Source organism: Neptuniibacter pectenicola, from assembly GCF_001597735.1.
GTDB classification, from domain to species: Bacteria; Pseudomonadota; Gammaproteobacteria; order Pseudomonadales; family Balneatricaceae; genus Neptuniibacter; species Neptuniibacter pectenicola.
Genome location: NZ_LUTS01000020.1, coordinates 14,548 through 27,483 on the forward strand (window position 1 = coordinate 14,548; position 12,936 = coordinate 27,483).

A 12,936-nucleotide genomic window follows, 5' to 3' on the forward strand; every position below is an offset into this window, starting at 1 on the left:
CTTCTTTCCCCTATAAGAATAAAGAGATATGTCATGTTAGAAGCCCCTGTTTATAGAAATTATATTAATGGCGAATTTATGGCGGAGCCTACGTCAACTCTTGATGTATTTAATCCAGCCAATGGTGAGCTATTATCCCGTGTACCCAATGGGTCTGCGGACGAAGTAGATTTAGCGGTTAATGCGGCAAAAGCAGCTCAAAAAGAGTGGGCTGCCAAGCCTGCGAATGAGCGTGCGGGTTACCTGCGTGTTATTGCTAATAAAATACGTGAAAATGCCGACCGACTTGCGACAATCATTACGCAAGAACAGGGTAAAGTGCCAAGCCTTGCGCGTGTAGAAGTCGATTTTACGGCAGATTATATGGATTATATGGCTGAGTGGGCTCGCCGTATTGAAGGTGAAGTAATTACAAGTGATCGTCCAGGTGAAAATATACTTCTTTTCCGTAAGCCAGTCGGTGTTGTTGCTGGTATTTTGCCTTGGAACTTCCCATTCTTTCTTATAGCAAGAAAAATGGCGCCTGCCTTAGTTACAGGTAACACGATTGTTATTAAGCCAAGTGAAGAAACGCCGAATAACTGCTTTGAGTTTGCGAAACTCGTTGCGGAAACTGATTTGCCAGCAGGTGTATTTAACGTTGTTTGTGGTTCTGGCGCAGGTGTTGGTAGCGCATTAACAACGCATTCAAGTGTTGACCTTATTAGCTTTACCGGTAGCGTAGATACAGGTGCACGTATCATGGCGGCTGCTGCGCCAAATATTACAAAACTTAACCTTGAGTTAGGTGGTAAGGCGCCGGCTATTGTAATGCCAAGTGCTGATATCGATTTGGCTGTTAATGCGATTAAGAGCTCTCGTGTTATCAATGCCGGTCAGGTGTGTAACTGTGCAGAGCGTGTGTATGTGCATGCTGATATTGCAGATGAGTTTATTAGTAAGATTACATCTGCAATGGCTGAAACGACGTACGGTGATCCGTCAGTCGATCCAGATGTTGATATGGGACCGTTGGTTAACAAAATTGGTCTAGATAAAGTTGCTGCGATGGTCGAAACAGCTAAAGAGCAAGGCGCAACGGTTACAACCGGTGGTGCAATTGCTGATTTAGGTAAAGGCTTCCATTACCAGCCAACCGTTATTGCAGGTTGTACCAGTGATATGGAGATCATGAACAAAGAAGTATTTGGTGCGGTACTGCCTATCCAGATCGTTAATGATTTAGATGAAGCGATCGCCATTGCTAACGCATCGGAATACGGTCTTACTTCATCGATCTATACGCGTGATCTGAGCGAAACCATGAAAGCGATTAATGAGTTAGATTACGGTGAAACTTATGTTAACCGTGAAAACTTTGAAGCGATGCAGGGCTTCCATGCTGGTGTTAGAAAGTCCGGTATTGGTGGTGCTGATGGTAAACATGGTTTATATGAATATATGCATACTCATGTTGCATATATCCAACGTTAAGCGCGTATAACTTCATTATAAATCTATATATAAATGAGGAGCGCGAAGCTCCTCATTTTATTTGTCCGTGGAGTATTTGTGGAAAAATTAAAACGGAAGCTATCTTTATTAAATGTTCCTGTTTATGAGATACAAGAAGACAGTGAACTGACCAATGTCCTGTATCAACACTTAGATCAATTAGGTGAGGAGTTAGTGAGTGCCCCGCTAAAACTATATTTTGGTACTCATAATGTTGATGCAGCTACATCGGACAATCAATTAAATGTAATTGTCTTTCAAACATTATTGGCTGTAGAAGAAAGTTCTATTCTCTTTGTTGATAAAGGTGTTAACGATAATATAAATCTACTAAATGTGTCCCATTATTCGGCGCTTATTGTTCAAGAACGTAATATCGTTGACAGCATAGAAGTTGCTTTGCATCGTATTAGCAGCGCTTCTGGCTATTATAATAATTATATGGAAATTATTTCTCCCGATTCTATTCCCTCTAATTCAATCATTATTATTAAAAAAGATTAATCATTAGCCCGCTAGATGAGTGTAGCTTCATTCCTTCTGAATAAAGTCGCCTGCCTCTCTGCCTCTCTGCCTCTCTGCCTCTCTGCCTCTCTGCCTCTCTAATAACCCTTAATGTTTTTATGCTTGCGCTTATTCCGTTTGTTTTATCCCTCTATTATCTCAATTTATGGTTTTATCGAGTGCCTAAAAATGCTTAATGATCACTTTATAATATGGGGTGAGTGTCGCTTTATGTCTTATTTTTTCCGGTTTTGTTGGATGTTTGCGACACTTGATGCAGTTTTTATATGTTTTATTTTATCTTTAATAGTGTTTCATCGTTGTTTTATAAGGCTTGAAACGTTTTTTGGTTTTATTTAATAGTTGGCATTATATCTGCTTTATTGATGGTGATAATTGATAAGTGATTATTTAAATCATTTATTGAATGACATAAATTTAAAAAAATAAGGAAAAGTCATTTATGAACCCTTTAACAGCTACTTCTTTAAGTATCGCTATATTCGGTGCATTAGCTACCTGGATGGCATTAAGCCCTTTGTCAGGTTTCGTTTTGATCTGGGCAATCTTTATTGCATGGGCTGCATTTGCTGCACTGGGTGCCGATAATGCTGCCTTTAAAAGCACGATCGTCTGCGGCGTGTTTGGCGTTGTCATTGGTTGGATTGGCGCCTTTATTATATTAAAACTTCCTTTTGGTGAAGTGCTAGGCGGGCCATTATGGGCGGCGATTGTTGTGGCAATTACTGCGTTTACTGTTGTCTTTGCCTCTAACCTATCTATGTTCGGGGCGGTGCCTGCTTCAGTTCTTTCTTATGCGGCTACCTTCGCTTACCTATTACAGACTGAAGGCATGTTGTCTTTAGATGTATTGATGTCTCCATCGTTTGAAAATCCATTATTGATCATCTCGTTATCGTTCATTTTAGGTGCCGTTTTTGGCAAGCTTTCAACCTTAGCCGCCGGCGCCGTATCCGCAGACGCATAAGGTTGATCGCAAAAGTGTACTAGTAGGACCCTTCGCTCTCGGTACCGCACCTTCTACTGTGGTACCAAATCCATCCGCTATTCACGGCGGCTTTAGCCCTAAACCGATTGGTTTAGGGCTTTTTTTTGTTTAGGCATTCAATAGGTGGCGTTAAATAAGCGAACATTTTTTGGCTTAGGTGGGAGTAGGGTGTTCGTTCAAAAGAGTGCATCTATCTATAGGCGGGGCGGTTTGATGAGGCGTAAAAAAACCGGGTATTAATTAAAATCCCGGTTTGTTGGTTCGGTAGGTAAGATTAACCAAGAGGGCGTGCGATCGTTAGATCACGCAGATAATCATAAAAGGTTTCAGGGCTATTCACGCCACCGCCGACACCGCTCATGTTAATGCCGCCGTAGGGTAAGCCATAGGCGAAAACATTGTGTGCGTTAATCCAGCTATTACCGGCAATCATTTTTTCAGCTACGCGACCGCAGCGTGCTAAGTCGGCACTGAATACACTGTTTGCTAAGCCATATTCCAAGCTATTGACGAGATCTAGTGCTTCTTCTTCATCTTTAAATTTAACAAGGAAGGCCGCTGGGCCAAATATCTCTTCTTTAAAACAGATATTTTCAGGTGAGCCGGTTAAAAGATAAGGAGCTACATAATAGCCTCCATCATGGCCATCAACAGCGACTTTACCGCCAGCAAGTACTTCAACAGCACCTTCAGTTAAGCCTTTGCTGAGGTAATCGAGAACGGTGTCTTGCTGTGCTTGGCTGACGACAGGACCCATCTCTGTTTTTGGATCAATACCTGGGCCAATAATCGTGCTCTTCAGTTTAGCGGTTACTTTTTCAACAAACTGGTCGTAGATGTTTTCATGGATCAACCAGCGTGTTGCTGTACAGCACACTTGTCCTGTATTCAGTGTAATAGCGCCAGCCAATTGCTCGACTGCATTATCAAGGTCCGCATCATCAAAGACGACAGCGGCACCTTTACCGCCGAGTTCTAATTTGCATGGGATTGGGCGTTGGCCGCACATTGATGCAATCTGTTTACCTACACCGGATGAACCGGTAAAGGAGATGCGGCGTGTCTTAGGGTGTTCGATTAACGGCGTGCCTACAGCACGTCCAGCACCCACCACCACATTGATAACACCGGCAGGAATACCAACTTCTTCGGCTAATTTACAAACATATAGCGTGGTTAGTGGCGTTAGTTCAGCGGGTTTGATTACAACCGTGTTGCCGGCTGCAAGTGCTGGCATAACGTTCCACATAAGAAGGTCAAAAGGGAAGTTCCAAGGAAAGATGAAGCCACATACCCCATAAGGTGCACGGTGAACGCGGGCTTCTATGTCTTTTAGTTCTAATGTCTTGCCGTAATCAGCGGTTACTGATAGGTCGGCGTAATAACGTACACATTCAATACCAAACGGAATATCAAATCCGTCAGCATTTACAAAGGCTTTACCTACATCAAGGGCTTCTAGTTGAGCTAGCGTTTGTGCTTCGCTTTCTAGTTTGTCGGCAAGGAGGTTTAGGTAGTGAGCGCGTTCTTTGGGGGCTAGCGCTGACCAGGTTTTAAATGCTTTGTCTGCGGCAACAACAGCCATGTCTACATCTTGTTCGTTACCTGACGCGACCGTTGCTACTTTTAATCCAGATGAGGGATCAATAACATCGGTGGTTTTTCCGCCTTGGCTATTGGTCCATGTGCCGTTAATAAAGAGTGGGATCGGTTGGCTTAAAAATGTTTTTGCTTGAGAACATAATAGATCGTGCATACATTGCTCCATTGACTACTCATTGGTTTTATTATGAGTAATACCTTCAGCAGTATGTGTGCCAGATATGAGTATATGAATAAAAAAGATAATCATTTAAGTTATTGTTAATAAAGGGGTTTTATTGTTGTTTTGATTAATCTTTTTTGTGTTGACACTAAGGTTAACTTAACCGGTGCAACGGCGAGATAGGTGTTTTAATAACGCGACAAGTGTTGCGCTATAGGGGTTGTATAACCTTAGGTTTACAGGGTAGCGAAGGTGGTTGTCGAGGGATCCATCTAAAAAGGGCCTGCCTCAGAGTGCGAACTTAGGCAGGCCAAAGCCACTGCTGTCGTGACAGTAGTTTTGAAGAAAACCGAGGCAGTATGTTTCCTTCAAAGGTGAAAAAAGAGCACCTTAAAAAGGTGCTCAAGATCACCGGAGGGTGAATTGATGAAGAAATTCTCTAGCTAGTAAGGTGGGAGCCCGAAGGGGGGGGCTCCCATCTTTACCTGTTAGAAAGTTACAGATGCTTCTACGATTAAGCCATCCCACTCAGTGCCGCCAGCAACACTAGAGTCTGTAGCGCCACCGCCGGAGAACTGATCTTCTTCCTGTTTAACATATTCTGCTTTAAACAAAGTAGAGTCGTTCATCCAGTAACCAGCACCTAGCTGTAGGCGTGTCGCTTCATTAGGACCGCTAATGCCAGCGCTTTTGTTTTCTGATTCAGCATAACGAGCAGCAACGTAGAAATCATTGCTGATATCGTATTTACCTTCGATTGACCAGAAGGCCATTTTAGATTTTTGAGCTACGTAGGCTGTGGAAGTTAAGCCTGAGCCGCCTGTACCTTGACCTACCCAGCTGTAATCATCTTCAGCTTGACCGATAAGGCCGTGTACAAGGAAGTTGTTGGCTTTATATTGAACATCAGCCTGCCAAATGAAGGCATCAACACCTGGAACGATCAATGGATGAGTTGCGCGGGCATTAACCGCAGTGCTTGCGAACTGGTAGTTGTCGCCATCACCAACAGCAATCAATGAGCCAGCCGCTTTGCCAGCAACTGATGCTTGATCGTGGTTAGTTTTAAACGTACCGGCACCAAAAGAAAGGCCGCTTTCTAGGTTAACGGTACCACGTAAACCCATGTTGTAACCGTGTCCATCAGAGAAATCTGTGAAGAAGTCTGGTGTTGCTAATACAGCATCCCACGTTACGTTTGTGCCGCTAGATAGAGTGTGAGAACCATAAGCCCATAGACCTTCCTCAGCAGTAATCATGTCGACTAGACCGTTACCTACGAACGGGTTGCTTTGTACAGCAGCACCATCTGAGTAGCGGATGAAGTTTTGTGTAGTAGAAACAACGTTACCTAAACGAACACCGGTGTTGTTAGGTAGGTCAAATTGAATCCAGCCTAAATCTTGGCTGATTGCAGCGCTGCCATTACCCCAGTCGTTAGGTTCTTCAGCTAACTCAGCGAATACGGAAACATTCTCAGAGACCTGCGCATTGATGTTCAATGCAAAACGCATGCGTTGGAATGCAGAGTCAGAAGAGGCATCTCCAGCATTAGCTGCGGCTCCATCTACATCGATACCTGATTGCCATGACTGCATAGCTGCGCCACTGATTTTGATTTTTCCATCCATGAATTCTGCAGCAGTTGCTGTTGTTGCTACAGCGGACATAGCAAGTATTGCAGCGGCAACATTCATGTTGATTAGTGTTCGTTTCATTAACGAATCCCCCTAACTTTTTTATAAGTAAGTTTTTGTTTTGGTTTTTAAAAATAATTAAATTTAATTACTCTAGCCGGGGATACATATCGCAATAGCTGTGCCAGAAATGTATTAAGGAGTGTTTTTTTATTTATCTTTTTGAAATATAAGGGAAAAAGTTTTTTTTATTATTTTGTTTCTATGAGAAAGCATAATAAATAATATTTAACGTTAATCATCTGTCGCATTTATGTTTTATTTTTGCGACAACTGTTCTTTTATTTGTTTTTTATTTTGCAGTATTTTTTATATGACTTATCTGTCGCATAATTTAATAAGGTTGTTGCTATATGGATACAAGTGTTGCATTGATATATAAAAAAATAGCACTTTATTAAAAGTGCTATTTAAATATTAAAGCGTATTAAGATTTTTGGTCATTAACCGCGATAGCGATTTGGTAGCCATCGCTGTTTTGCCCTACAAGATATACTACAGATCCAAACTCTGGCTCTTCGTCACCTACCGTATCTTCAAAATAGATTCGCATTAAATGTGTAACCGGTAAGTTGCTGTGGTATTTCTTTGGACCTACCGCAAAACTCTTTAGAAACTCAGTGTCAGCCGCTTCAAACTCTGTTTTTAATACCTTTCGGCCAAAGTTGTTGCGAGTGTAAACACGAATCATCTTAGCTTTATATTTTCTTACGCCATCCCAGTTGATTAGGGCTTCTATATCTGAGTAGCTTTTAGCTTCATGGGCTTCTAAGAAACGTTCGAGTAATGCTTCTTTAGAGCTTGGTGCTTCAGCAGCGTTTGCACTTAGGCAAAAAAGGGTAATGAACAGTGGCAGTATTATTTTTAACATTTTTATATTCTCCGTTGATTCATCAATTCTAAGTGATAAATTCATAGATTGGCTTTTATTCAAAAGGAACAATGCAGGTGCTATGCCAATTACTTATCTAAATAGATAGTAATTTTTATGGCGGGTTATTCAGTCTGTTTGGGCATAGGTAATGAGGAGGGTGGGGCTGTTCGATCTGCTTTAAGGTTGTGGGTTAAGCCGTGTAGCTCAACCCCACAACCTTAAATGCAGTGTATTGGGTTAATAAATGTCGTTAGGTTGAACGATATTATATTTTTTCATTTTACGATAAACAGTTGAGCGGCAGATATTGAGCTCTTCCGACACTTGAGTGATATTCCAACGATATTGACGTAAGGCATCGACTAAGCGTCGCCCCTCTTCGTCATGAACGAAATCAGATAGGCTCATCTGTTTTTCCGTTTCTGTTTCAGGAATGATCTCCTCTTCTTTATAGAGCTCTTTAGCTGCGCGTACTTCGATAGGCAGATCGTCAATGGTGATGTGCTTCTCTTTTGATACTGCTAGGGCATAGCGCAATACGTTAGCTAATTGACGTATATTGCCTGGCCAATGGTAATCATGAAGTATCTGGCGTGCTTGAGGTGCAAAAACAACCCCTTCTGAACCGCCTAGCTCGCTATCGAGTATGCAGTTGATAATGAAGTCCTTATCATCTCGGTTACGTAGGGCGGGTAATTTTAGGGACATTCCATTAAGGCGATAATAAAAATCCTCGCGGAACATTTTATCTTTAATGTGCTGCATAAGGTCTTGATGGGTTGCGGAGATCACCTGTATATCAAGCGGGGTGGGTTCTGTCGCGCCTAGGGGCATGATCTCGCGTTCAGCTAGGGCGCGTAATAAACGAGTCTGTAGCTGTGCAGGCATGTCGCCTATTTCGTCTAAGAAAATTGTACCGCCGTTAGCTTGTTCAAGCTTACCTTTCATTCCTTTGCGGTTAGCGCCGGTAAAGGAGCCGCTTTTGTAGCCGAATAACTCACTTTCAATTAATGACTCGGGAATCGCGGCGCAGTTTAGGGCGATAAAGGGGCCATTCTTTTTATCGCTAGCATCGTGTATCGCGCGGGCGAAAGCCTCTTTGCCTGTACCCGTTTCGCCGGTGATGAGAATAGGGATGTCTTTGTTGAGTACATGTCTTATCTGTTGCACATTACGCAGTACACCTTCATCTTCACCCGCTAGTTTTTCTAACGTGGGGTGCCTGTGTTTGGGGGCGCTAGGCGTAGGCTCTTTAGGCTTTAAGACGACTTCGTCATTCATGTTCGTTACAAGCTTGTTAGCAGGAACGCGAATGGCAATCTCTATTTCGTCGAGTAATTTGGGTGACTGGTGCCTTACTGTTGATGCGCCACCATTACTCTTGGTTAGCAGCTGATCGACTGTTAAGCCAACAATATCTTGAATCTGCATGCCGAGTAGTTGCTGGCCTCTGTCGAGCAAGTTTTCATATTCTGCAAAGGCTGAACGGTTTGCGCCAATGATAATGCCGCGTTCGTTAACCGCCAATAACTGCTCTTGTGCTAGGTCAGAAAAGTTATTGGTCTCTTTAATGTTCATTGTGATCTGGCTGCGGTACGTTTGACGAAAATAACTATTCTCAATCATGCGCCCATACATAATGATCATCTGTAGCGTTAAGAATTGGCTCTCTTTGCTGCCTGGTGCGTTTAGGCAGGACGCATTTAGGCAGCCCTTGAGGTTGCCTAAAGGGTCAAAAATAGGGGTGACGGAACAGCTAAGCTGGTGATGATTAGCGAAGAAATGTTCATGATGGTGAATAATCATGGACTCTTTTTCTTCTAAACAGGTGCCTATACCGTTGGTACCTGCTTGTGCTTCTCCCCATGTGGATCCAACGAGCAAGCCAGCGTTTTGCCAGATATCTTTAGACATTTTAGGGAGGCGTGCATCTAACGTTAGCCCAGACTCATCGGTTAATAAGACGGAGAAGCCTGCATCTGCAACCCGCTTGGATAGGCCGGTTAATCCATTTCGGGCAATATTCAGGTAATCTTCGTGAAGTTGTAACTGTTCTTGAATCTCATAATGAGTCAGGATGTCTACTGGTTGAGGGGTTTTTGGATCTAGCCCGTGTTTTAGCAGGCTTCTTTCCCAGGACTTGGCTATCAGGTCTCCTGGTGTGAATTGTCGATCTTGGAAACTTCCTGTTACGTAGGCTACAACATCCTTGGTGCCATTGATTTGTGGCATATTTCTCATGCTGGATTCGCTCCTGCCTTATATCAAGCGGGTCTGAAGACGGATAGGATTCTCAGTCGTCAAGCGATAAGGCTTATTATTATTTTATACGAGTATTACTGTAACAATGTTTGGCTACACTGTTGATTACACCTTTGCAGGATGTATGCCAGCCTAGCTTGTTTGCTTTTAGGTGTGTTTTTCATATCAATTGATGCCTGTTTTCGGGGGTTAATGGTTCGAAATACGACAGATAAAGCTTAATACCGAGTGTGCTTTCTCGTGCAGTTTTTAGCTGTTTTGTTTCTTTGTTATTATTAATAACTATTTGATTCTTAATAATAAAAAATTAATTTTCAGCATTTCTGCTAACCCTTGTTGCTAGGGTGAAACAGGTGTTACTTTCCGCGATCCGTTCATGTGTCGCTATCGAATAGTGCAGGTCTGCTACAAGTGTAGCATTTAATCTACAAGTGTTTTAATTTCGAGACAAATAATCTGTGGTGTTTGGATTGCTTTTTGTCTATTGGGTGCGCTACAGGGTTAGTAATATATGGTGTCGCCTGTTTTTCTCGCTTCTTCCGTAGGGTGGTTGACCTTGCTACTTTTGTCGCAGAGGTTGTTTTAAAACACCTGTTACAGGGCGTGTTTTGCTGTAGAGACGGGCCGTATCTCTTTTGTTTATCGCTTGTTTCTTTTTATGGGTGAGTCTGTTTTTTTCTCGGATGTTGTTGCAGCATCGCAACAGCGTGTCGCATGTTGTCGAAATAAAACGCTGCTTTCCTCTGTTTGATCTGTTCAGGTTTTTTCTCATATTCTGATTTATGTGTTTAATTTCAATTACTTACTGGTTTTTGGTCGGGTTTTCTTTCTTTTGGCATATATCTTGATTTAAAACTGAGCCAGTTGTTACTCGTAGCGCATTTGAGAGCGGCACGGATTAGGATTGATGGGTGTTCGTGCTTCTTCGGGTTAAATGCTTAGAAAATAATTATAAAAAGGCGAACAGTAGGTCTATGGGTTTATATAAGAGTATTGAACGTGGTTTATTTAATTCATTAACGAAAAAGATTGTGGGCAATGTCCTCTTTCTTATCTTGCCACATATTGTTTTGATGGCGCTTGTTTATCGTTATGGGCAGGATTTAGAGGTGATCCTTTCGACGGTTGAGATGAGTGAGTCGGCTAGGGTGTTGTTAGCTAATGCACTCAGTACCTTTTGGCTGTCTGCATCAATAACCGTAGGACTGGCCTTAATCGGTGGTGTTTTCGCGATATTTTTTATGCGTCACCTGTTTCTTAAGCCGATTCAAGATATTACGCGGGTTCTTAGTGCTATTAAGGAGAAGGGTGGGGATATTTCGGTAACGCTGCCTGTTTATACCTGCGATGAAATTTCGGTTATGGCGCAGAGTTACAATGAGTTTTCGGCAAAGTTGAAAGATATTATCGCTGATACCCGATCTAGAAGTGTAAATATTGCTGTGTCGGCAGCACGTCTTAAAAAGGTGATTGGTCAAGCAAGCAGTAACGCAAGCGAGCAAGAGGATAAGGCGCATCAGGTCTTTCAGTCGAGTAGTGAATCAACGCAGGCGATTGATGGAATAGCTCAGAGTACTATTCAAATTAGTGAGCAAAATTCCTCAAACCTTAATGATGTGCGTGAATCCAATGCTGAGCTGTTAAAGGTACAGGATCAAGTTGAGGCGATTCGTCAGCTTGTGCATGAGTTTCAAGCTAAAATTGCGAGCTTGCATGCAAATTCGCAAAATATTACTCAAATTTTGTTAATGGTGCAGGAGTTCTCTGAGCAAACGAATTTGTTGGCCTTGAATGCCTCGATTGAGGCGGCACGCGCAGGTGATGCGGGGCGGGGGTTTGCTGTAGTAGCGGATGAGGTGCGAGGGCTTGCCCAGAAAGTGGGTTCGGCGACCAGTGAGATCGATAAAAATATCTCTCAAATGTCTTCATTAGTGTCTGATACCGGTAGTAGCGCTAAAAATATTTTAGGCTATGTAGAATCGACGGGTGAGTTTATTGAGCAGACTAACGCTCAATTTGGGCAGTTGGTCACCGATTTTGAGGAGGTGGATACGCAGCTGTCGGGTATTAGTGCTGCAATTGATGAGCTTTCATATACCAACAAAAGCTCACATAAGCATGTAGAGTTGATTACAAAGATCTCGGCAGAAATTAAAGACGAGATGGAGCACTCAAAAGACTTCTCTAATGACCTAGAGGTTTCGACTGAGGAGAGTCAGGAGTTGCTTTCTCGCTTTATCATTGGCTACGGTGCGTTTGAAAGTATCATTCAGAAGGGACGCAGTTTCCATGCTGAGTTGGAAAGTTTGCTGCAGGGTGTGAGTCAACGCTGCAATGTGTTTGATACAAATTATCAGCGAATAAATCCGGATCAGAAGCCTGCGAAGTATATGGCGGCATATACGGATAATTTTGATATGACCTTTCAGGCCGTTATCGACCATTTTGTTGAGCTGAATTCTGAATTTATTTACGCCGTATTAGTCGATCAGCGTGGCTATATAGCGACCCACCATAAGAAAGTGTCTAAGCCTATGGTTGGTGACTTTTCGATTGATAATGCGCAAAGCCGTAATCGACGCATCTTCTTTGATACCCGTTCAGAGCAGCGTAGGGCGACGCACACTCAGCCCTTCCTAATGCAAACCTATATCCGTGATACAGGTGAAATACTTAATGAGCTTTCTATCCCTGTCTTTGTTGATGGGCGGCATTGGGGTGCGTTAATTATGGGCTTTGAGCCTGATGTACTTTTATAGACGCGAGCGGCTAGCGGTCGTGTTTAATAAAGCAACCAAACATTTTAAATAGTGAGTTAATTGATGTCATGGCATGAATCTAGCTTGTTATTTTAATGAGAAGTGTCATACCTGTAATGCGCAATTAGCTGTCCGCTTCTGCAACAGGTGTAGCGCTTTAGTTTCAACAGTACGACAATTGATAATAAATTTAATAATAAATTGAATAAATAGGAGTTACTTATGAAATGGTCTAAACCAGCATACAGCGATCTACGAATTGGTTTTGAAGTTACTATGTACTTCGCAAACCGCTAAGCTTTATATCATCTTCCCCAGGTGATGGTCGCAACCTGCACTTTTTGGGTTGTGTAAGATTGGTGCCGAGTTATTGGCTGTAAGGTAAAGTGATTTATCGAATAGCTTTTTCTAGACTTGGCACCTATCGCTAGGAACATCTCTTGCTTTTTATGGGTCTGTTATAGGCCTGTAAAAAGCAAGACCAATTAGAAGAATAATAATGAAAGTACAAGTATTAGGCTCAGCTGCTGGCGGCGGTTTTCCTCAGTGGAACTGTAACTGTCGTAACTGTG

9 protein-coding genes are annotated in these 12,936 nt (G+C 42.5%); 5 read left to right on the forward strand and 4 right to left on the reverse strand.

Annotated features, from left to right (window positions below):
- Nucleotides 1-33 precede the first annotated feature (33 nt).
- From aldA to A3773_RS16070, 3 genes are all read left to right on the forward strand, one after another.
- Nucleotides 34-1,473 carry an aldehyde dehydrogenase gene (aldA, locus tag A3773_RS16060; protein WP_067988279.1) on the forward strand — a complete coding sequence of 480 codons (1,440 nt, stop codon included), beginning with the start codon at nucleotides 34-36 and terminating at the stop codon, nucleotides 1,471-1,473.
- 78 nt (nucleotides 1,474-1,551) lie between these two features.
- Nucleotides 1,552-1,998 carry a hypothetical protein gene (locus tag A3773_RS16065; protein ID WP_156473558.1) on the forward strand — a complete coding sequence of 149 codons (447 nt, stop codon included), beginning with the start codon at nucleotides 1,552-1,554 and terminating at the stop codon, nucleotides 1,996-1,998.
- Between the two features lie 463 nt (nucleotides 1,999-2,461).
- A complete protein-coding gene (locus A3773_RS16070; protein ID WP_067988286.1) occupies nucleotides 2,462-2,986 on the forward strand; it encodes a DUF1097 domain-containing protein in 525 nt (174 codons plus the stop codon).
- Between the two features lie 295 nt (nucleotides 2,987-3,281).
- Here A3773_RS16070 and A3773_RS16075 read toward each other — a convergent pair whose 3' ends face one another.
- The 4 genes from A3773_RS16075 to A3773_RS16090 all read right to left on the reverse strand — a co-directional run bounded on the left by A3773_RS16075 (nucleotide 3,282) and on the right by A3773_RS16090 (nucleotide 9,584).
- On the reverse strand, nucleotides 3,282-4,763 hold the full coding sequence (locus A3773_RS16075; RefSeq protein WP_197462813.1) for an aldehyde dehydrogenase family protein: 1,482 nt from the start codon (nucleotides 4,761-4,763) through the stop codon (nucleotides 3,282-3,284).
- Nucleotides 4,764-5,260: 497 nt separating this feature from the next.
- Entirely contained in the window at nucleotides 5,261-6,490 is a 1,230-nt protein-coding gene (locus A3773_RS16080; RefSeq protein ID WP_067988293.1) for a hypothetical protein, read from the reverse strand.
- 406 nt (nucleotides 6,491-6,896) lie between these two features.
- Nucleotides 6,897-7,385 (reverse strand): hypothetical protein, encoded by a 489-nt coding sequence (locus A3773_RS16085; RefSeq protein ID WP_067988296.1) that lies wholly within the window; start codon nucleotides 7,383-7,385, stop codon nucleotides 6,897-6,899.
- 195 nt (nucleotides 7,386-7,580) lie between these two features.
- Nucleotides 7,581-9,584 (reverse strand): sigma-54-dependent Fis family transcriptional regulator, encoded by a 2,004-nt coding sequence (locus A3773_RS16090; RefSeq protein ID WP_067988299.1) that lies wholly within the window; start codon nucleotides 9,582-9,584, stop codon nucleotides 7,581-7,583.
- 995 nt (nucleotides 9,585-10,579) lie between these two features.
- Here A3773_RS16090 and A3773_RS16095 point away from each other — a divergent pair.
- Both A3773_RS16095 and pqqA read left to right on the forward strand, forming a co-directional pair.
- Entirely contained in the window at nucleotides 10,580-12,364 is a 1,785-nt protein-coding gene (locus tag A3773_RS16095) for a methyl-accepting chemotaxis protein (RefSeq protein WP_067988302.1), read from the forward strand.
- A 222-nt stretch (nucleotides 12,365-12,586) separates the two neighbouring features.
- The gene (gene pqqA, locus A3773_RS17630; protein WP_075109601.1) at nucleotides 12,587-12,661 is read left to right on the forward strand and encodes a pyrroloquinoline quinone precursor peptide PqqA; all 75 of its coding nucleotides are present in this window, start codon (nucleotides 12,587-12,589) and stop codon (nucleotides 12,659-12,661) included.
- Nucleotides 12,662-12,936 lie beyond the last annotated feature (275 nt).